17 protein-coding genes are annotated in these 21,516 nt (G+C 64.0%); 14 read left to right on the top strand and 3 right to left on the bottom strand.

Translation table 11 applies throughout. The annotated features are described in order from the left end of the window. Positions 1-56: 56 nt before the first annotated feature. Together BJY26_RS00865 and BJY26_RS00860 are read right to left on the bottom strand one after the other, a co-directional pair. The gene (locus BJY26_RS00865; protein ID WP_179424858.1) at positions 57-1,958 is read right to left on the bottom strand and encodes an ABC transporter ATP-binding protein; all 1,902 of its coding nucleotides are present in this window, start codon (positions 1,956-1,958) and stop codon (positions 57-59) included. After that, on the bottom strand, positions 1,951-3,732 hold the full coding sequence (locus BJY26_RS00860) for an ABC transporter ATP-binding protein (RefSeq protein ID WP_179424856.1): 1,782 nt from the start codon (positions 3,730-3,732) through the stop codon (positions 1,951-1,953). Before BJY26_RS00860 ends, BJY26_RS00865 begins: the two co-directional genes overlap by 8 nt. 195 nt (positions 3,733-3,927) lie before the next feature. Between BJY26_RS00860 and kynA the strand changes: the two genes are divergently transcribed. Beyond that, a complete protein-coding gene (gene kynA, locus BJY26_RS00855; protein WP_179424854.1) occupies positions 3,928-4,758 on the top strand; it encodes a tryptophan 2,3-dioxygenase in 831 nt (276 codons plus the stop codon). Here kynA and BJY26_RS00850 read toward each other — a convergent pair. Next, positions 4,755-6,356, bottom strand: a complete 1,602-nt coding sequence (locus BJY26_RS00850) for a dolichyl-phosphate-mannose--protein mannosyltransferase (protein WP_237248862.1) — start codon at positions 6,354-6,356, stop codon at positions 4,755-4,757. The two genes, kynA and BJY26_RS00850, sit on opposite strands and share 4 nt — an antisense overlap. A gap of 132 nt (positions 6,357-6,488) precedes the next feature. Between BJY26_RS00850 and BJY26_RS00845 the strand changes: the two genes are divergently transcribed. From BJY26_RS00845 to BJY26_RS19470, 13 genes are all read left to right on the top strand, one after another. Next, entirely contained in the window at positions 6,489-6,812 is a 324-nt protein-coding gene (locus BJY26_RS00845; protein ID WP_179424852.1) for a DUF4190 domain-containing protein, read from the top strand. A 152-nt stretch (positions 6,813-6,964) separates the two neighbouring features. Continuing rightward, positions 6,965-7,504: a DUF4190 domain-containing protein gene (locus BJY26_RS18750; RefSeq protein ID WP_218852200.1), complete on the top strand. Its 540-nt coding sequence runs from the start codon at positions 6,965-6,967 to the stop codon at positions 7,502-7,504. A 6-nt stretch (positions 7,505-7,510) separates the two neighbouring features. Then, positions 7,511-7,927, top strand: a complete 417-nt coding sequence (locus tag BJY26_RS00835) for a DUF4190 domain-containing protein (protein WP_179424851.1) — start codon at positions 7,511-7,513, stop codon at positions 7,925-7,927. 2 nt (positions 7,928-7,929) lie between these two features. Beyond that, positions 7,930-8,769: a 16S rRNA (cytidine(1402)-2'-O)-methyltransferase gene (rsmI, locus tag BJY26_RS00830; RefSeq protein ID WP_237248863.1), complete on the top strand. Its 840-nt coding sequence runs from the start codon at positions 7,930-7,932 to the stop codon at positions 8,767-8,769. 20 nt (positions 8,770-8,789) lie between these two features. After that, positions 8,790-10,610, top strand: a complete 1,821-nt coding sequence (gene metG, locus BJY26_RS00825) for a methionine--tRNA ligase (protein WP_179424849.1) — start codon at positions 8,790-8,792, stop codon at positions 10,608-10,610. Next, positions 10,607-11,476 carry a TatD family hydrolase gene (locus BJY26_RS00820; protein ID WP_179424847.1) on the top strand — a complete coding sequence of 290 codons (870 nt, stop codon included), beginning with the start codon at positions 10,607-10,609 and terminating at the stop codon, positions 11,474-11,476. Before metG ends, BJY26_RS00820 begins: the two co-directional genes overlap by 4 nt. 121 nt (positions 11,477-11,597) lie before the next feature. Continuing rightward, positions 11,598-12,773, top strand: coding sequence for a ubiquitin-like domain-containing protein (locus BJY26_RS00815; RefSeq protein WP_179424845.1), 1,176 nt, complete (start codon positions 11,598-11,600; stop codon positions 12,771-12,773). Positions 12,774-12,910: 137 nt separating this feature from the next. Then, positions 12,911-14,155, top strand: coding sequence for a resuscitation-promoting factor (locus tag BJY26_RS19290; protein ID WP_179424843.1), 1,245 nt, complete (start codon positions 12,911-12,913; stop codon positions 14,153-14,155). 186 nt (positions 14,156-14,341) lie between these two features. Then, a complete protein-coding gene (gene groES, locus BJY26_RS00805) occupies positions 14,342-14,635 on the top strand; it encodes a co-chaperone GroES (RefSeq protein ID WP_179424841.1) in 294 nt (97 codons plus the stop codon). Positions 14,636-14,758: 123 nt separating this feature from the next. Next, a complete protein-coding gene (gene groL / locus BJY26_RS00800; protein WP_179424839.1) occupies positions 14,759-16,354 on the top strand; it encodes a chaperonin GroEL in 1,596 nt (531 codons plus the stop codon). Positions 16,355-16,509: 155 nt separating this feature from the next. After that, complete coding sequence (guaB, locus tag BJY26_RS00795; protein ID WP_179424837.1) at positions 16,510-18,021, top strand: IMP dehydrogenase; 1,512 nt, start codon at positions 16,510-16,512, stop codon at positions 18,019-18,021. A gap of 167 nt (positions 18,022-18,188) precedes the next feature. Next, a complete protein-coding gene (locus tag BJY26_RS00790; protein WP_179424835.1) occupies positions 18,189-19,235 on the top strand; it encodes a sodium:calcium antiporter in 1,047 nt (348 codons plus the stop codon). Between the two features lie 37 nt (positions 19,236-19,272). Further along, on the top strand, positions 19,273-21,486 hold the full coding sequence (locus tag BJY26_RS19470; RefSeq protein ID WP_179424833.1) for an aminotransferase class I/II-fold pyridoxal phosphate-dependent enzyme: 2,214 nt from the start codon (positions 19,273-19,275) through the stop codon (positions 21,484-21,486). The last annotated feature ends 30 nt before the right edge of the window (positions 21,487-21,516 follow it).

Genomic DNA, 21,516 nt, shown 5'->3' with positions numbered 1-21,516 from the left:
GGTGGGGCACTATCCGTTGCGCTTGTCTCAACGGTATCCCGGCGGCAGCCTTCCGGCTAGACGAGACTTTGTTCCCAGGCCTCGTGCAGCGCGGCGAACCTTCCGCCCGCCGCAATCAGGTCGTCGGGCGCGCCGTCCTCGATGATCTGCCCGGATTCCATCACGAGAACACGGTCGGCGATCGCTACCGTCGACAACCGGTGCGCGATGATGATGGCGGTCCTGCCGCGCAGCACCGTTTCGAGCGCTTCTTGGACCAGCCGCTCGCTGGGGATGTCGAGGCTGGACGTCGCTTCGTCCAGCACTATGACACTCGGCGATGCCAGGAACACCCGTGCAAACGCGACAAGTTGCCGCTGGCCGGCCGACAGTCGTCCGCCGCGCTTGCGCACATCGGTTTCGAAGCCGTCGGGCAAGGCCGTAATGAAGTCGTACAGCCCGACGGCGCGAGCGGCGGCGTAGACTTCCTGATCGGTCGCCTGCGGATTACCGAGCCGGATATTGTCGGCCACCGACCCCGAGAACAAGTAGGACTCCTGGGTCACCATGACGATGTTCCGGCGCAGGTCCGCGTCCGTCATCCGGTCCAGCGGGACGCCGTCCAACGTCACGGCGCCCTCGCTCGGATCGTAAAAACGTGCAACAAGTTTGGCCAGCGACGACTTGCCCGCCCCGGTCGCGCCGACCAGTGCGACGACTTGGCCGGCCGGGATTCCCAGCGTGAACTTCGGCAGCACATCGGGCCCGTCCTCGGAATAGGCGAACCGCACCCCGTCGAGTTCGACGTCGCCGGACGACGTGCCCACCTCGATCGGATGCTCCGGCGCAGCGACTCCCGGCTCTTCCTCCAGAACGCCGGAGATCTTCTCCAGCGCGGCAGCAGCCGACTGGTAGGCGTTGAAAACCTGCGCCAATTCGTCGAGTGGACCGTAGAACCGACGCAAATACAGCAGATACGCCGCAAGCACGCCGATGTTGATGTCGCCGTGCATCACGCGCCATCCTCCGACCAGGAGGATCACCGCCGTCGTGGTGTTGCCGATCAAACGCAGCGAGCCGGTGTAATGCGACATGCCGAACATGGCATACGTGTTTGCATCCCGGTATTCGCTGTCCTCGTCGGCCAGAATCTCGCTGTTCCGGGGCTCGCGGCGGAACGCCTGCACTGCCCGGATACCGCCCATCGACTCGACGAAATGCACTATGACCTTGGCGATGGCCGCGCGCGTGCGCCGGTACCCGGCCCGTTGCCGGCGCTGCGCCCAGCGCGTGATGAACACGAGCGGGACAAACCCGGCCAGGACGACGAGCGCCAACGGCACGTCGAGATAGATCATGATGATGGCGATCGAGATGAGTGACAAAATTGCGCTGAGCGCATCGTTCAACGCGCTTTCAAGCAGATCCTGCAGCGATTCCAAGTCCGACGTCAGCCGCGAGATGATCCGCCCGGACGTATAGCGTTCGTGGAACGAGATGCTCAGCCGTTGTACGTGCCGGAAGATGCGCCCGCGCAGGTCGAAGATGATGTTCTGACTCAGCCGGCCAGTGACCTTCAAGAACGTGAATGTCGTGACGGCGGCCACGCAGGTCGACGCCAGGAAGCCGACTATCGCCCAGACCAGCGGGGAGAAGTCCGAATGGACGGCCGAGCTGACTCCGGCGTCCAGCGCAACGGCGATGAACAGCGGTCCGACCATATTTGCCACGTTGTCGATGACGATGATCGCCAGCGCCAGCCACGCCTTGCCGCGGTACGGACGTACCAGTGATCCAAGCAGGCGCCGGGAGCGCGCCGCCAGGGCCAGATTTCCGGACGCCGTGACCTCGGCATCCTCGCCGGCGACACCCCGCCATTCCTGGGCCGGCGATCCGGTCTGCGTGGGCGATTCGGGTTGGGTCGCTGTTTCGGGTTGGGCGCCCGGCTTCGTGACCTGCTCTTCTTGCTGCTCAGACATGGACCGACCCCATCACGTAGCGGTAGCGGGCGGACGACGCCAGAAGTTCCTCGTGCGTGCCCACGGCGGCGATCGTGCCGCCGTCCAGCAGCGCCACCCGGTCGGCAAGCGCGGCCGTCGAGGGCCGATGCGCGACAAGAAGTGTCGTCGATTCGCGGAGCACCGCCTTCAACCCGGCTTGCACTTTCGCTTCGGTATTGACGTCGAGCGCCGAGAGCGGATCGTCGAGGACCATGATGCGCGGCGTCCCGAGTACGGCCCGAGCCAAGGCAAGACGCTGACGCTGCCCGCCGGACAAGCTCATGCCTTGTTCTCCCACTCGGGTGTCCAGGCCCCAGGGAAGTCCTTCGACGAAATCGGTGGCCTGCGCGAGATCCAGGGCCTGTCGGATCTCCGACTCGGTGGCAGTGGGCGCACCGAGCGACACGTTCTCCCGCACGCTTGCCGAGAACAAGATCGGCTCTTCGAATGCGACGGTCACGACACTGCGCAGCTCGGTCAGATCGAGATCGCGGATGTCGACGCCGTCAATGGCGATCGAGCCGCCCGTCACGTCGTACAAGCGCGGCACCAGCGTCGTCAGAGCCGTCTTGCCGGAGCCGGTGACTCCGACAAGTGCAACTGTCTCGCCGGGTTCGATACTCAGCGCGACGTCGCGCAGCACGGGAGCCGAACCGTCGGGGAAGGTGAAGGTCGTGCCCCGGAATTCCAGCCGGCCGCTCACCGGCACCGGAAGTGTGCGCGGAGTGGCCGGATTTTGGATGTCGACCGGCGCATCGATGATCTCCCAATAGCGGTCGGCGGCCGTGCCGGCATTGTTCAGCTCAGCCAGCAGGAAGCCGAGTGAAATGGTCGGCCACTGCAAGAACGTGGCCATGGTGATCGCGGCAACGACGGTGCCGGCCGTCATCCGGTCGGCGGTGATCGACCAGGTGCCGATTGCCAGAATGAGACCTATCGCGATGGCCGGGATACCGGAGATCAAGGCCCAGAGCGTTGCCTCGTTGTGCACCTTTTTCAGCTCGGTGCCGCGCAGCGTCGCCACCTGACGGATGAACCGACGTCCGAGATGACCGCTGCGTCCGAACGCCTTCAAGATGCGGATTCCCTGCACCGACTCCTCGACGATTGTGGCGGCGTCGCCGGTCTGGTCCTGGGCGAGTCGGGACACGATGCGGTATTTCTGCTGAAAGTTCTTGCAAATGAACAAGACCGGTATCGAACAGATCACGACGACCAGGCCGAGCGGCCACGACAAGAACAGCATCACGACGATTCCGACGGCGATGGTGATCGTGTTGATCACCAGGAACGGCGCGGCGAACGCCGAGAACCGGCGCAGCGTCGACATGTCCTGCACGGCGCGGGAGAGAAGTTGCCCGGAATCCCAGCCGTCGTGGACTCCGATCGACAGGCTTTGCAGTTTGGCGAACAGTTTGGCGCGCAGCGTGATCTCGAGCTGGCTGGACGGCCGGGCCACGATCAGGCGGCGCAGCCACACGCCGAGAGCGTCGAGGGCGCCCAGGCCGAAGACCAGCAAGGTCGGCCACCAGAGTGCGGAGAAATGCCGATGCGCGATCGGCCCGTCAATGATGTGCTGGGTAACCAGCGGGATCACGAGCCCGCTCAAGGTGGACACCAGGGAGAACACGACAGCCCCGATGAACCGCCATTTCGCCGGCTCGATGAACGGCCAGAACCTGGCCAGTGCCGAAAGCCCGGGGCGTTTCGGGTTCGCCGGTGCTACGTCGGCAGTTGCTGCTTGCGCCAACACCGGGGAAGCTCCTTTTGCTCATATGTGCCCGTGGAAAAGGACAGTGAATAGGGGATCGCGCGTGAAGCGCGGTGTCTTTCATCTTGTCACTCGCTACTGACATGCCACAACCGATTTTTGCCATCGGCGTATTCCGCGGGAGCCGGCCGTCGTAGGACGGGCGGCAGGAAATACAGTGAACGGCGGAGGCAATCAATGACGAATACGCGTGAACTCGAAGACGGCATCACCGTCGACTTGAAGGGCCAGACGTACGCCGGCTATCTCGAGCTGAAAACCCTGCTGTCCGCGCAGCAACCCATCACCGGGCACCACGACGAGATGCTGTTCATCATCCAACATCAGACGACCGAGCTCTGGATCAAACTGATCGTCCACGAGCTCCGGTCGGCGAACGCGCTGTTGGCCGAGGACGAGCTTGCGCAGGCGTTGAAGCGGTTGGCCCGCATCAAACACATCCAGACTCAGATCACCGATCAATGGTCGGTGCTTGCCACGCTCACCCCGGCCGAATACCTGGAATTCCGCGACCGACTCGGCCAGTCGTCGGGCTTTCAGTCCGCACAGTACCGCGAACTCGAGTTCCTGCTGGGCAATAAGAATGCCGCAATGATCAAGGTTTTCGATCATGACCCGGATGCCCAGGCAATACTGAAGGCGACGCTTGCCGCGCCCAGCGTGTACGACGAATTCCTCGCGTTGATGGCCCGCCGCGGCTACGCCGTCCCGCGCGAATTGCTGGAGCGCGACGTCACCAAGGCACACACCCACAACGACGAGCTGGTGCACGTATTCCGCGACATCTACCGGCACGCCGACGATCACTGGGACGTTTACGAAGCTTGCGAGGAACTCGTCGACATCGAGGATGCCTTTCAGCTGTGGCGCTTTCGCCATCTGCGCACGGTACAGCGCATCATCGGGTTCAAGAAGGGCACCGGCGGGTCCTCGGGCGTCCCGTTCCTGCAACGGGCGCTCGACCTCACGTTCTTCCCCGAGTTGTACTCCGTACGTACCGAGGTTTAGATCCAGGTCGGCGTCCACATGCGCAGCTGCCAGTCCTTGTAGGGGATGACCTCGGCCGAGTAGATGGGCCAGTAGAACGCGAAAACGACAACTATCGCGGCCACCAAGACGCCGGCGACGAGCGTTCCGATGAGCCGTCGTCGCCGGCGTGCCGCGGCGGGCCCCACCAGGATGCCGATCAGGTAGGTGACGGCGAGGACGACGAACGGCGTGAACGCGATCGTATAGAAAGTGAAGATCGTGCGGTCCTCGTATTGGAACCACGGCAAATAGCCGCCCGCGATCCCGGCCAGGACCGCTCCGGCCCGCGTATCGCGGCGCAGCGCCCACGCGGCAACGCACACCAGCAGGGCGATCACGCCGAGCCACCACAAGAGCGGGTTCCCCAACGAGGTGATGGCCGCCGAACACGTGTGCGCCGAGCAGCCGTGCTGTCCCTGGTGGTACTGCTCGTAATAAAACGACGTCGGACGCCATTGCACGAGCCAGCCCCAGGGATTGGACATATACGGATGCCCGGCATGCAGCGTGATGTTGAAGTGGTACATCTGCGCGTGATACTCGGCGAGCGACCGAAGCCAGTCCGGCAACCACGACCAGGCCGACGCCGTGTGGTCGGCTGCCCACTGCCGGTCGTAGCTGTTCGACGCCCGGATCCATCCGATCCAGCTGGCCACGTAGGTGGCAAAAGCGATGGGCACCATTTGGAAGAACGCCGGAATGCCGTCGCCCAGCAGACCGGATTTCAGATAGTGCCGCTCGCCGACGGTACGCCGGGCACCGACGTTCCAAAACACGGCAAGCAGACCGAAGGCCGCGAGGAAATACACGCCCGACCATTTCGTGCCCATCGTGAGCCCGGCACAGATCCCTGCCGTGACGAGCCACGGGCGAAACCCGAGACGCGGACGCCGCATTGCCGGATGTGGTGCGGCCGTCCTGTCCGCAAGCTTTTTACGCGAATAGTCGCGGTCGAGCAAAACGGCAGCAAAGGTCGCCAGCGCCCAGAACATGACGAATATGTCGAGCAGTGACGTGCGCGAGTGGACGAAATGCTCGCCGTCCACGGCCAGCAGGAGACCGGCCGTCGCGCCGAGCAGGTTCGATCCGAACAAGCGCCGCGCTATCCGCGCCACCATGAGGATGCTCAGCGTGCCGACAACGGCAGCCGCAAATCGCCAGCCAAAACTGGAATCGGTGCCGAAGAGCTTCATGCCGGCAGCGATCATCCACTTGCCGACCGGCGGGTGGACGGAGAACTCGGGCGTGTGCAGCAGGATGTTCTGGTGTCCGCTCGTGAACAGTTCATTTGCCTTATCCGGCCAATTGCGTTCGTAGCCCCCGTGCAGATAGCTATAAGCATCCTTGACGTAATAGGTCTCGTCGAACACGAGGGCGTGCGGGCGACCGAGCCGGTAAAAGCGCAGAGCCCCGCCGAGAGCCGCGATCACGATCGGTACCGCCCATCCGATGATGGTGCGGCCGGCGCGGGTTCCCAACAGCAGTATCTTCAACTCGGCGGCCGACAGCGCGCGCTCGGCCAGCGCAGGACGCCGTCCCGGGGGCATCGAGGCGCGAAGACGGGGGGCGGTGCTCACCGGCACAGTCTAACGGCCGCGCCGCGGCGCTCGGCGAATACGAATCGGCGCGGAAATGCGCTAAAGTATCTGGTGCATGTTCAACCCTCGACCCCCCAAATCGCTTTCGCGACCATTTTGGAGAATGATCCTATGAGCTCGAACCCGAACGACCCCGCGCCCTATGGGCAGGCTTACGCCCAAAACGCTCCCGTCCAGGGCCCGGCCAAGACCAATACGCTGGCGATCGTCGCATTGATCCTCGGCATCGTCGTTGCCCCCGGCGGCATCATCTGCGGCATCATTTCGCTGAAGCAGATCGCTCGCACCGGTGAAGCCGGCCGCGGCATGGCTAAGGCCGGCCTGATCATCGGCATCATCCTGACCGTGCTGTGGATCCTTTATGTCGTCTTTGCCATCATCGTTGCAGTGGCGATGGTCAACTCCGGTACACAACTGGACACCGGCTCGATGTAACGTTGCGCCGTTGCTCGTACCGAGGTGCTTCCGTCTTCGCGGAAGCACCTCGGCGTGCTTCACGCGCATTCGCGGCTGGTAGCCCGCAATTCAATTGTGGGACGATTGAACCAGTCCAAGCCAGAACGGTTGCCAACCAGGAGTTGCTTACAGTGTCGAACAATCATCCGGACCCGAATACCCCGGACCCGAACAACCCTTACGCGGCCGGGCCCGAGCAGGAATCGCCTGCCGAGCCGCAATACGGCCAGGCTCCCCAGTACGGCCAGAACCCGCCGCCGCAGCAGCCCGACTACGGTCAGGCCCCGCCGCCGCAATACGGGCAACCGGCACCGCCGCAGTACCCGAATCAGCAGTACCCGAATCAGCAGTACGCGCAGCCGTATGGCGGGCCGCAATACGGTGCGCAGCCGTATGCGCCCGGATATGCGCCGGCCAAGACGAACGTGCTGGCGATCATCGCGCTGATCGGCGGAATCATTGCGGCCCCGGTCGGCATCGTGTGCGGCATCATTTCGCTGAAGCAGATTGACCGGACCGGTGAGGAAGGCCGCGGCATGGCCAAGGCCGGCCTCATCATCGGCATCGTTCTCACGGCGCTGTGGGTGTTGTACATCATCTTCATGATCGTGATTCTGGTGGCGATCGGGAGCGCGAGCGGCGCCGCGACCACCTATAGCGGGAACTACTGATCCGCCATGTCCAATCAGTATCCGCCGCCGGATCCGCAAAACGGACCGCAGTACGTCCCGCCCCCGCCGCCGCAGTACGGCCAGCCCGCGCCGCCGCCCGCTCCTTACGGATATCAGCCCGTTTACGGGTACGTGCCGGCACCGCCGACCAACACGATGGCCGTCGTATCGCTGGTGTCGAGTCTTGCCACGCTGGTCGTCGGTATCGGATGGATTCCGGGAATCATTTGCGGGCATATGGCCGTTCGGCAGATCCAGCGCACCGGGGAGGCCGGTGAAGGCATGGCGAGGGCCGGGCTGATCATCGGTTACGTCTTCGGCATCATCACCGTGCTGGTCATCCTGGCGTACATCCTGTTCTTCGTGTTCATTCTTGGTATGGCCGGCTTGGCATCCACAACCTCGTCCGGCCAGGGCGTGTGACGGTGACGGGTGACGCCGGCACCATTGTGTTGGCCGCAACACCCATCGGCAACCCCGCCGACGCGTCGGCACGACTGATCGACCTCCTGGCTACCGCCGACGTAATCGCGGCCGAGGACACCAGGCGACTGCGTTCGCTGGCCGACCGGCTCGGCGTGACGCCGCGCGGGATCATCCGCAGCTTTTACGAGCACAACGAGGCATCGCGCACCGACGAGCTCTTGGCGGCCGTCGATGCAGGGCAGACGGTCCTTGTCGTATCGGACGCCGGGATGCCTGCCGTGTCGGATCCGGGCTTCCGGCTGGTCGGTGCGGCAGCGTCCAGCGGACGTCGGGTAACCGCCGCACCGGGCCCTTCCGCCGTTCTGACGGCGCTCGCCTTGTCGGGGCTGCCGACCGATAGATTCTGCTTCGAGGGATTCCTTCCCCGTAAGCCGGGCGACCGTCGAAAAATCCTGTCGGAGCTGGCGGCCGAGCCGCGCACCATGGTGTTCTTCGAATCACCGCACCGACTCGGCGATTCACTTGCCGATCTCGCGCAGATCTTCGGCAATGATCGCGATGCCGCCGTATGCCGCGAATTGACCAAGACCCACGAAGAAGTGCGCCGCGACACCCTCGGCGCGCTACGGGAGTGGGCCGAGGCCGGCGTCCGGGGAGAGATCTGCATCGTCGTGCACGGTGCTCCGCCGCCCGCGCCGGAACGACCGGAAGACCTCGTCGACGACGTTCGCGATCTTGCCGCAAGCGGCGTCCGGCTCAAGGATGCGGCAGCGACGGTCGCCGCCCGGCACGGCCTGCGTACGCGTGAGCTGTACGAGGCCGTCATTAAAGCCCGATGACCACCATTAAGGTGTAAGACATGACGAATATCCTTTCCGCAGTGGCCTGGCCGTACGTCAACGGGCCGCGTCATATCGGCCACGTGGCCGGTTTCGGCGTCCCCTCCGACGTGTTCTCACGCTATATGCGGATGGCCGGCCACCGGGTGCTGATGGTGTCGGGCACCGATGAGCACGGCACGCCCATCCTCGTGCAATCCGAGCAAGAGGGCGTGACGCCGCGCGAACTGGCGGACAAGTACAACAAGGTCATCGTTGAAGACCTGCATGCGCTCGGCCTCTCGTACGACCTGTTCACCCGCACCACGACGCGCAACCATTACGCGGTCGTGCAGGAGATGTTCAAGACCGTCTACGCCAACGGGTACTTCGTCGAGCAAGTCAGCCTCGGAGCCATCAGCCCGTCGTCCGGCCGTACCCTGCCGGACAGGTATATCGAAGGCACCTGCCCGAAGTGCGGGTACGACTCCGCGCGCGGCGATCAATGCGACAACTGCGGCAATCAGCTCGACCCGATCGACCTGATCGACCCGCACAGCCGCATCAACGGGGAAACGCCGAAATTCGTCGAGACCACGCACTTCTTCCTCGACCTGCCGGCGCTGGCCAAGGCTCTCGACAAATGGTTGCGAGGCCGTCAAGAAGAAGGCAATTGGCGTCAGAACGTGCTGAACTTCTCGCTCAACCTCGTCGACGACATGCGCCCGCGCGCCATGACCCGCGATATCGACTGGGGCATCCCGGTTCCGCTCGACGGCTGGGCGGAAAACCCGAACAAACGACTCTACGTGTGGTTCGACGCCGTCATCGGCTACTTGTCGGCGTCCATCGAATGGGCCCGCCGCACCGGCGACCCGGACGCGTGGCGCGACTGGTGGAACGACCCCGAAGCGCTTTCGTACTACTTCATGGGCAAGGACAACATCACCTTCCACTCGCAGATCTGGCCGGCCGAGCTGCTCGGCTACGACGGCGAAGGGGACAGAGGCGGCGAACCGGGAGACTACGGCCGGCTGAATCTTCCCACCGAGGTGGTCTCCAGCGAATACCTGACGATGGAAGGCAAGAAATTCTCCTCCTCGCGCGGGATCGTCATCTACGTACGCGATATCTTGGCCCGGTACCAGGCCGATGCGGTCCGATACTTCATCTCGGCGGCCGGGCCGGAGAATCAGGACGCCGATTTCACGTGGGCCGAGTTCGTTCGCCGGAATAACGAAGAACTCGTGTCGGTGTGGGGCAACCTCGTCAACCGGACGGCGTCCCTGATCCACAAGAACTTCGGCGAGATCCCGGAGCCGGGCACGCTGACCGCCTCCGACGAAGAGCTGCTCGAACGGGTACGCGGCGGATTCGACGTCGTCGGGTCGCTGATCGAAAAGCACAGGCAAAAGCAGGCCTTGAGCGAAGCCATGCGGCTGGCCTCCGACGCAAACCGCTACCTGGCGTCCGAAGAGCCGTGGAAACTCAAGGGCGATGACAATCGTGAACGCCTCGGCACCGTACTGTTCACGGCCGCGCAAGCGGTGCGCGACATCGAAACCCTGCTCAGCCCGTTCCTGCCGCACGCCACCGACGCAGTACACCGCGCGTTCGGCGGCGAGGGAGTAGTGGCACCGATGCCCGATCTGGTCGAGGTCGAGGATCTGGACGGCGGGCCGAACTACATGATTCTCACCGGTGACTATTCGCGGGTCCCGGCTTGGGCGCCCGCGACACTCGAGCCCGGCCAATCCGTGCCGAAACCGACGCCGATCTTCGCCAAGATCGACCCGAAGGCGGTCGAGGAGGAACTCGAGAGGGCCGGCGCGGCCGGCGGCGCTTCCGCCGGGAACCAGTGACGTCGTCCCGAGCAGCCGGCAGCTATCCCGACCGCCCCGAGCCGCTGCCGCACGCCATCATCGACAGCCATACGCACCTCGACATGGGCACCGGCGCGCTGGCCGACCCGGACGACGGCCACGAGTATCCGCCGCTCGACTGGTTCCTCACCCGTGCGGGCGACGTCGGCGTCCCGCGTGCCGTGCAAATCGGCTGCGAGCTGGCGTCGGCCCGGTGGACCGCGGACGTCGTCGCCCGGACCCCCGAACTGCTCGGAGGCGTTGCCCTGCACCCGAACGAGGCACCCGAACTCGCCCGCCTCGGCACGCTGGACGACGCGCTCGGCGAAATCGACACTTTGCTGACCGGCGATCGCATCCGGGTTGTCGGCGAAACCGGGCTGGATTATTTCCGCACCGGCGACGACGGCCGCGAAGCTCAGCACTATTCGTTCCGCGAGCACATCGGGATGGCCAAGCGGCACGGCCTGGCGTTGCAGATCCACGACCGTGAGGCTCATGCCGATGTTCTGCGCATTCTCGCCGAAGAGGGCGCGCCCGACATAGTGGTGTTCCACTGCTTTTCCGGCGATGCGGAGATGGCTGATTATTGCGCGCGACGGGGCTGGTATATGTCGTTCGCCGGCAACGTGACGTTCAAGAACGCGAGCGGGCTGCGCGCTGCGGCTTCCCGCGTGCCGCGCGGGCAGCTCCTGTTGGAGACCGATGCGCCGTTCCTCACGCCGGTCCCGCACCGCGGGCGCCCGGGCGGTTCGTATCTGACGCCGTTGACGGCCCGAGCGGTGGCCGACGTCCGCAACGAGCCGTTGGAGGAATTGTGTGCAGCAGTGTGGGCCAATTCGCTCGAGGTCTTTGGCGACTGGTGACCGGCAGGCATGCCGGCCCGTGCGGCGGCATGACGGGGTTGCGGCTTCGATAACGAATCGGTTACGGTTGGGTGTCCGCTGAGGGCTTATTCATCTCTCGACGTCGATCTGGGAATCATCTGTGAAAAACATCTTCAAGAACTCTGCCCTGCGCATGGCCGGGCAAGGAACCGTCGTTGCCGCGTTGGTGGCCGGCACCGTTGGCTTTGTCGCGATGAACAAGACCGTCGAGTTGAATGTCGACGGGCATACCAGCGAGGTGCGCACGTTTGCCCACGACGTCGGTGGGGTTTTGGATGCCGAGGGTGTGTCGACCGGTCAGCATGATTTGGTGTCGCCGTCGTTGTCGTCGTCGGTGTCGAAAGGGTCGGACATTGTGGTTCGGCATGGTCGGAAGTTGTCGTTGACGGTTGATGGGAAGTCGCAGGTGTATTGGACGACTGCGTCGACTGTGGGTGGTGCGTTGAAGGGTTTGGGGATTCGGGCTGGTGATGGTCGGTTGTCGGCGTCGCGGTCGGAGTCGATTGGTCGGCAGGGTTTGTCGGTGCGGTTGAGTACGAGTAAGTCCGTGAAGGTTTTGGCTGATGGGAAGGTGCATCGGGTGTCGTCGGCTGCGGCGACTGTCGGCGAGGCTGTGAAGGCTGCTGGTGTGTCGTTGGGGTCGGGGGATCGGTTGTCGGTTCCTGCGGGTTCGCCGGTGGTGGCTGGTTCTGTTGTGCAGGTGTTCCGGGTGTCGAAGAAGCATGAGTCGACGACGAAGTCGATTGATCATGACACGACGCGGAAGGAGTCGGATGATTTGTTCAAGGGTCAGACGAAGGTGAAGACCGAGGGCGCCGATGGTGTGCGGACGGTGAAGTTCGCCACGCGGGTGGTCAATGGTCAGGTGGTGTCGAAGTCGAAGGTGTCGTCGAAGGTGACGAAGAAGCCGGTGACTGAAGTGGTGTTGGTGGGTACGAAGGAGAAGCCGGCTCCGGAGCCGTCGGAGTCCTCGTCGGATTCTTCCTCATCGCACTCCTCGACGTCCACGACCCCGCCGTCGTCCACTACCGGAACCGCTGCCGATTCGCTCAACTGGACGGCGCTGGCCCAGTGCGAATCCGGTGGAAACCCGCGTGCCGTCAACGGCAACGGCCACTACGGGCTGTACCAGTTCTCGCTGCAGACCTGGCATGCCATGGGCGGGTCGGGTAACCCGATCAACGCGTCGCCGGCCACCCAGCTGGCGCTTGCCAAGAAGTTGTACAACGCCGCGGGATCCGGCCAGTGGTCGTGCGGGTCGCACCTGTACGACTGAGCAACCTCGAGGGGCGCCCGTCGATACCGGCCACCACTCGCGCGGATGATTCTCGACCGGCATTGTGATTCACATCACGGTTCGGTTACGGTAAGGTGTCTGCTTTATGTACTCGAGACCCACCGGGAATAGCTCTCATGCGTAAGACCGCCCTCTCGCTCCGTCCGCTCCGCACTGTCGCTCAAGCATCGGTCGTTGCCGCGTTGGTGGCCGGCACCGTTGGTTTCGTCGCAGTCAACAAGACGGTCGACCTCAGCGTCGATGGCAAGACTCGATCCGTGCACGCGTTTGGCAGCACGGTCGGCGATGTCCTCGACAGCGCCGACGTGCACGTCACTTCCCATGATTTGGTGTCGCCGTCGTTGTCGTCGTCGGTGTCGAAAGGGTCGGACATTGTGGTTCGGCATGGTCGGAAGTTGTCGTTGACGGTTGATGGGAAGTCGCAGGTGTATTGGACGACTGCGTCGACTGTGGGTGGTGCGTTGAAGGGTTTGGGGATTCGGGCTGGTGATGGTCGGTTGTCGGCGTCGCGGTCGGAGTCGATTGGTCGGCAGGGTTTGTCGGTGCGGTTGAGTACGAGTAAGTCCGTGAAGGTTTTGGCTGATGGGAAGGTGCATCGGGTGTCGTCGGCTGCGGCGACTGTCGGCGAGGCTGTGAAGGCTGCTGGTGTGTCGTTGGGGTCGGGGGATCGGTTGTCGGTTCCTGCGGGTTCGCCGGTGGTGGCTGGTTCTGTTGTGCAGGTGTTCCGGGTGTCGAAGAAGCATGAGTCGACGACGAAGTCGATTGATCATGACACGACGCGGAAGGAGTCGGATGATTTGTTCAAGGGTCAGACGAAGGTGAAGACCGAGGGCGCCGATGGTGTGCGGACGGTGAAGTTCGCCACGCGGGTGGTCAATGGTCAGGTGGTGTCGAAGTCGAAGGTGTCGTCGAAGGTGACGAAGAAGCCGGTGACTGAAGTGGTGTTGGTGGGTACGAAGGAGAAGCCGGCTCCGGAGCCGTCGGAGTCCTCGTCGGATTCTTCCTCATCGCACTCCTCGACGTCATCGCCGAGCTCATCGAGCAGCAAATCGAGTCGATCGGGCAGTTCGAGCAGCGGTTCAACCAATTCGAAGCCCTCCACGCCGTCGGCGCCCGCGCCGTCCGGAAGTGCGTGGGACAAGATCGCCCAATGCGAGTCCGGCGGAAACTGGCACATCAACACCGGGAACGGATATTACGGCGGTCTGCAGTTTTCGCTCAGAACCTGGCATGCGTTCGGCGGGCAAGGGCGGCCGGACCAGAACTCGCGTGCCCAGCAGATCGCAATCGGCAAGAAGGTCCAAGCCTCGCAAGGATGGGGCGCGTGGCCGTCCTGTGCCGCCCGGGCCGGTCTGTTGTGAAAGATTTTCTGGCACTCGGGTTGCATGAGTGCTAACTGCGGCATAGAGTCACTATTAGCACTCTCCCTATGAGGGTGCTAACCCTTGAATCGCCAGTTCGACCGGCACCGCGACGACGGTAGGGCAGCGTCTTTAAGGGCTATGACATTTCGTTGGAACTACGTACTCGAAGGGGGAGGTCCGCCAGTGTCGGTCTCCATCAAGCCTCTTGAGGATCGGATCGTCGTTCGCCAGCTAGACGCTGAGCAGACCACGGCATCCGGCCTCGTCATTCCCGATACCGCCAAGGAAAAGCCCCAGGAGGGCGAAGTCGTGGCGGTTGGACCGGGCCGCGTCGCCGATAACGGCAATCGCGTCCCCGTCGACGTCGCAGAGGGCGACAAGGTCATCTACTCCAAGTACGGCGGCACCGAAGTGAAGTACGCCGGCGAAGAGTTCCTCGTTCTCTCGGCCCGCGACGTGCTCGCCGTGATCGGCTAGATACGAAGCATTTGATGCCCCGGCGTCACCGGTTCGCCGGTCACGGCGGGGCATTGGCTTTTCCGCCGGCGGCGCGGCTTTGCGCCGTGCACCCGCCGGCCCTCGACAATGAAAAGGAGCCTCATGGCTAAGAGTTTGGAGTTTTCCGACTCGGCTCGCAGCGCGCTCGAACGCGGTGTCGACCTTTTGGCCGACACCGTCAAGGTGACACTGGGCCCGCGCGGCCGCAATGTCGTGCTGGATAAATCGTTCGGCGCGCCCACCATCACCAACGATGGCGTGACGATCGCCCGCGAGATCGAGCTCGAAGACAGCTACGAAGACCTCGGCGCACAGCTGGTGAAGGAAGTCGCCACCAAGACCAACGATGTCGCAGGCGACGGCACCACCACGGCCACGGTCCTGGCGCAGGCGCTTGTTCGCGAAGGCTTGCGCAACGTCGCCGCCGGCGCGGCACCGGATCAGCTCAAAGTCGGCATTGACCGGGCTGTCGACGCCGTGGACGAAAAGCTCGTTTCCTACGGCCGCGAGCTGGACGGAACGAAGGAAATCGCCTTCGTCGCATCGCTATCGGCGCAGGACGACGAGATCGGCGGCCTGATTGCTCAGGCGTTCGACAAGGTCGGCATCGACGGCGTCATCACCGTCGACGAATCGCAGGCCGCATCGATCGAGCTTGAATTCACGGAAGGCATGCAGTTCGACAAGGGCTTCTTGTCGCCGCACTTCGTGACCGATGCCGAGCGACAGGAAGCGGTCCTCGACAATCCGTACATCCTGATCAATCAGGGCAAGATTTCGGCAATCAACGACTTGCTGCCGTTGCTGGAAAAGGTCCAGCAGGCCGGCAAGCCGCTTTTGATTGTCGCCGAGGACGTTGACGGCGAAGCGCTGTCGACCCTCGTGGTGAACAAGCTGCGCGGCATTTTGAACGTTGCCGCAGTCAAGGCTCCGGCATTCGGCGATCGCCGCAAGGCCATCCTGGAAGACCTGGCCACGCTCACGGGCGGGCAGGTCATCACCGCCGATCTGGGCATGAAGCTCGACCAGGTCGATCTGGACGTGCTGGGCAGCGCCCGTCGGGTGACCCTCGACAAAGACACCACGACGTTTGTCGACGGGGGCGGCGCCCAAGCCGATATCGACGGCCGAGTCGCGCAGTTGCGTGCCGAGCTCGAGCAGACCGATTCCGACTGGGATCGGGAAAAACTGCAAGAGCGGCTGGCCAAGTTGGCCGGCGGCGTCGGAGTCATCAAGGTTGGCGCTGCCACCGAAGTGGAGCTGAAGGAAAAGAAACTCCGCATCGAAGACGCAGTCTCGGCAACCCGTGCAGCCATCGAAGAAGGCATCCTGGCCGGCGGCGGAAGCTCGCTGGTGCATGCCGCGGCGGCACTGGAAGGCGGCGTCGACGGACTGTCCGGCGATGCGGCGACTGCCGTGGGCATCGTGCGCCGCGCACTCGTCGAGCCGCTGCGGTGGATCGCCGAGAACGCCGGCCTCGAAGGCTACGTCGTCGTCGACAAGGTCAAACGTCTCGAAGCCGGGCATGGCCTGGACGTCAAGTCCGGCGACTATGTCGACATGCTGAAGACCGGCATCATCGACCCGGTCAAGGTCACTCGGTCGGCATTGCGGAACGCCGCGTCGATCGCGTCGCTCGTGCTCACCACCGAAACCCTCGTGGTGGACAAGGTCGAAGACGAGGACGACGAGAACTAACCGTCCCGTCGCCGACCGGCGACTTCGTGTCAAAGCGCTGAACCCGTACATCCGATGTACGGGTTCAGCGCTTTTGCACGGGCCCGCGGACGACGGCAGCGGCGCGGTACCATGGGAGAGACCCCATCCACGAACGACGAAAGGCAGCCGGCCGCGTGGGCACACTCGACGAAAATGATCCATTTGGATACATCGGGCTGACGTACGATGACGTCTTATTGCTTCCGGGGGAGACCGATGTCATCCCGTCCGAAGCGGACACGCGCACCAAACTTTCGCGCAATATCGAGGTCGCGCTCCCGTTGCTGTCGTCGCCCATGGACACCGTCACCGAGTCCCGGATGGCGATTGCCATGGCGCGTTCCGGCGGGCTCGGCTTCATCCAGCGCAACCTGTCGCCGGACGATCAGGCCCGTGAGGTCGACTTGGTCAAGCGCAGCGAGTCCGGCATGATCACGGATCCGTTGACCATCACTGCCGACCGAACCCTTGCCGAGCTCGACGACTTGTGCGCCCAGTACCGGGTGTCGGGCTTGCCGGTCGTGGACGCTGACGACGTTCTGGTCGGCATCGTGACCAACCGGGACCTCCGGTTCGTCCCGAAAGACGAATTCGCCACCCGCCTCGTCCGCGACGTCATGACGAAAGACGGCCTCATCACGGCCCCCGTCGGGGTGAGCAACGATGACGCGTTGGCTCTGCTGGCCCGCCACAAGGTTGAAAAACTACCGCTGGTCGACGACGCGAACCGGCTGCGCGGCCTGATCACCGTCAAGGACTTCGTCAAGAGCGAGAAACACCCCGACGCCACCAAGGACAATGAGGGACGCCTTCGCGTGGGCGCGGCGATCGGATTCTTTGGCGACGCTTACGAACGGGCGGGATTACTGGCCGATGCCGGCGCCGACGCGATAGTCGTCGACACGGCCAACGGGCACGCCCGCCTGGTCAGCGAAATGATCAAACGGCTGAAGAAGGACCCGGCGTTCGCCGGAATTGACATCATTGGCGGCCAAGCCGCAACCCGGGCGGGCGCCCAAGCGCTCGTCGATGCGGGCGCGGACGCCGTCAAGGTCGGCGTCGGGCCCGGGTCGATCTGCACGACCCGCGTGGTGGCCGGCATCGGCGTGCCGCAGGTGTCCGCTATTTACGAGTCCTCCAAGGCCACCAAACCGGCCGGTGTGCCGCTCATCGGTGACGGCGGACTGCAGTACTCGGGCGATATCGGTAAGGCCCTCGTCGCCGGCGCGGACACCGTGATGCTCGGATCGCTGCTTGCCGGGTGCGCCGAAAGCCCCGGCGAGTTGATCTTCGTCAACGGCAAGCAGTACAAGGCCTACCGCGGCATGGCGTCCCTCGGGGCGATGGGCTCGCGCGAGCGCAAATCGTATTCGAAGGATCGCTATTTCCAATCCGATGTCTCCAGCGACGACAAACTGATCCCCGAAGGCATCGAGGGCCGCGTCGCCTACCGCGGTTCGGTGTCCCAGGTAGCGCACCAGTTGGTCGGCGGACTGCGGCAGACGATGTTCTACGTTGGCGCCCGCACCGTCCCGGAGCTGCAGGACAAGGGCAAGTTCGTGCGGATCACGCCTGCCGGATTGAAGGAAAGTCACCCCCACGACATTCAAATGACTGTCGAGGCACCGAACTACGAGAGCCACTGATGGATGAAAACGGCCGGTCGATGAGAGCCGCCGGGACTGCCCTCGTTCACTGAGTTGCGCGGCGTCGCCGATCTTTGACGAGCCGCGCCAAGGTCTTGACAACCCCCTGCTTCGGTTGTTATGTGGCCAGCAGAGCGTGCTGGGCCGTCCACGATGGAGCAGGGGCTATGACATCGATCTTCGTGTTCGTCTCGGGCGCGGCCGTCTTGATCTACAGTGCGGACAAACTCGTCGGATATCTGGTCGGCGCGGCGAGCCGACTGCTCATTCCGGTCTTCTTGCTGGCAGTGATCTTTACCGGCATCGAATTCGACGACGTGGCCTTGGGCGTGGCCCTCAACCTCGACGATCTGAAGGGGGTGGCCCTCGGGCTGGTCTTTGGTACGGCGGTCTCGTTCAGCGGCATTGTGCTTGCGCTCGCCATCATCATCAAGCCCACGAAGATCACCCTCCCGAGGGACTATCTGGCAATCTTCGCGGTGGCTCCGCTGCTGATGATCGTCATCACGCTCACCTCGCCCATCGGAATTCCGCAGAGCGTGATCCTCCTGGCGCTGTTCGTACTGTTCCTCGTCTACATCGCCGTTCGCGAGCACCAGCGCTCCGCGCCGACATTTCAAAGCCCGGAAGTGTATGAGCACGTCGCCGCCGGCGCAACCGACACGGATCCGTCCGAGAGCGGCCCGGACGGCGGCATCGGCACGAAAGTGCGTCAACTGCCGTACGCCCAGCAACGCGGACTCTCCGGCTGGGCGAACATCGGCCTGGCGGTGCTTGCGTTGGTCGGGATCATCATCGGAGCCCAAACCACGAGCATGGGCACCGAAGGGATTTTGCACGACTACCACCTGGACGGCACGGTCTTCGGTGCGACGATCGCGACGATCGTGCTGACCGGCGAGGACATCGTGTTGACGGTGCAGCCCTTCCGCAACCGGGTCCCGCTGATCGGCATCGGCAATGTGATAGGCAGCCTCGTGTTTTCCGTCACGGCCAAACTCGGCATCATCGTGTTGGCCGGCGGCAGCATAGTGGCCGGCGCCGGCGTCCTCGAGTGGCACCTCCCCGCACTCATCGTCATGACGGCGGTCGCTGCCTGGGTGCTGTCCACCGGCGATCTTCGTCGATGGCACGGATGGCTTCTCCTGGCGCTGTACATCGTGTACTGGGTCATCAGCTTCACGGTTTTCGGCACCGTACCCATCGAGGATTGACCCGAGCGTCGATAATGGTACGCGGAAGGTGATTGCCGTGCCATTGGAACCTGAATCCGCGAAATTCCTCGATCGCGTGCGCTCGCTGCCGTCCCGTCGTCCGGGGCCCGGCGTTTCGGTCGACGAGGCCCGCGACGCCACTGCGGCAACCGCGGATTGGGGGCGTCCCGGCCCGGACGTCGCATCGATAGTGAATGTCGAAGTCGGGGTTCCCGGTGGGAGCATCGCGGTGCGCGTCTTCAGCCCGGCACGGCCGCGAGCCGTGATCGGCTATCTGCACGGCGGCGGCTGGGTGATTGGCGACATCGCCGGGTTCGACGCGTTTGCGCGGGCTTTGACGAACGCGTCCGATTGCGCAGTGGCGCTGATCAACTATCGCAAGGCCCCCGAATTCCCGTTTCCCACGGCTTTGTCGGACGCCGAGGCCGGGCTGCGCCAGATCGCGGACGACGTGCCCGGACCGGCCGGCGTTTCCGCCCTTCCGCTGATCATCGCCGGTGACAGCGCCGGCGGAAATCTCGCCGCCGTCGTGGCCAGGCGTGAACGGGACCGGCGCCTGAGCGCACGGGCGCTTCCGCGGCTGGCCGGGCAGATCCTCATCTATCCGGTCACCGACCACGACTTCGACACGGCGTCCTACCGTGATGCGGGCAACCAGCTGTTCCTCACCCGGGACGCCATGATCTGGTATTGGGATCACTACGCCCCCGGCGACGTGCGCGACGATCCGGACGCCTCGCCGTTGCGCGCCGCCGATTTGCGCGGGATCGCCCCCGCCGCCGTCGTGACGGCCGAATACGATGTGCTGCGCGACGAAGGTGAAGCGTACGCCGACAAGCTGGCCGACGCCGGAGCACTGCTGGCCCGGACCCGAATGGCCGGCCAAACCCACGGCTTTGCCAACCGGTACGGGCTCCTGCCCGGCAGTGCGGAGCTGATCGGCATGATCCGGCAGTTCGTCGACGGATTTTTGCGCCGAAGTTCCGAGTCCGCCCGTAAACCGGGCAATAATGAAGGCACGGCCGCGCCGCGACCGAACACCGGAAGGAGTTTCTCCATGAAGCTTGCCGAGCGTTTGAACAGGCTGGGAACCGAGACGGCGTTCGCCGTGTCTGCGGCGGCCGCCGATTGGGCCGGTCGCGGGAACACGATTTACCCGTTCCACCTGGGCGATATCGACCTGCCCACGCCGGCGAACATCGCCGCAGCCATGGACCGAGCCGTCCGCGACGGCAAGACCGGTTATTGTCCGGGCGGCGGCATCCCGCAGCTGCGCGAAGCGCTGGCCGCCGACGTGGGCGCCCGCCGCGGACTGGCGCTCGGGCCGGGCAACATCACAATTCACCCCGGCGGCAAGCCCGTCATCACCAAGTTCATTCAAGCCGTCATGAACTCCGGCGACGAGGTTCTCTACCCCAATCCGGGCTATCCGATCTATGAAAGTCAGATCGACTATTTCGGCGGTGTGGCAGTGCCGTACCGGTACGTGCCCGATGCCTCGGGATTCCGCATCGATCTCGACCGGCTCCGTGCATCGATCACGCCGAAGACTACGGTACTGATCTACAACGACCTGCAGAACCCGATCTCCGCCGAGTCCACGCAGCAGGAGAAGGAGGCTGTCGCTGCGCTGGCCATTGAACACGACTTGGCGGTCTTGAGCGACGAGGCATATTTCGATATGCGCTACAGCGGTGAATCGACGTCGATCGCATCGCTGCCCGGGATGGCCGGCCGCACGGTCATCTTGTACACGTTCAGCAAGAAATACGCCATGACCGGCTGGCGGCTGGGGGCGGCGATCGCCCCGGAGGACGTGTCCGACGTGTTCGCCAAACTCAGCACCAATAACGAATCGTGCACGACCCAGTTCGTTCAAGAGGCGGGCGTGGAAGCGCTGACGGGCGACCAGTCCGGCGCCGGGGCCATTTTGGCCACACTGCGGGGAAGACGCGACGCCGCATACGAGGCGCTGGCCGGCACGCGCGGAATCTCACTTGCCAAACCGGAAGCCACGTTCTATCTGTTCCCCGACATCACCGACGCCGTCCACGCGAAAGGCATGAACGGCATGCAGGAATTCGCGGACGCCGCTCTGCACGCCACCGGCGTGTCCTTTTGCACGCGCCTGCATTTCGGCAGGCCGCAGCCCGGAGAAGACCGACTGTATGCGCGTTTCGCGTACTCCGGTCTCCCCGCCGAGAAGATCCGGGAGGGCCTCGGCCGACTACGGCAATGGATCGAAGCCTGATCCGTGCCGCCGAGAGGGAGAAAACAGCGG

Source organism: Spelaeicoccus albus, assembly GCF_013409065.1.
GTDB lineage: Bacteria > Actinomycetota > Actinomycetes > Actinomycetales > Brevibacteriaceae > Spelaeicoccus > Spelaeicoccus albus.
Note: the sequence above shows the minus strand (reverse complement) of the source record. Positions and strands in the feature narration are given on the sequence as shown.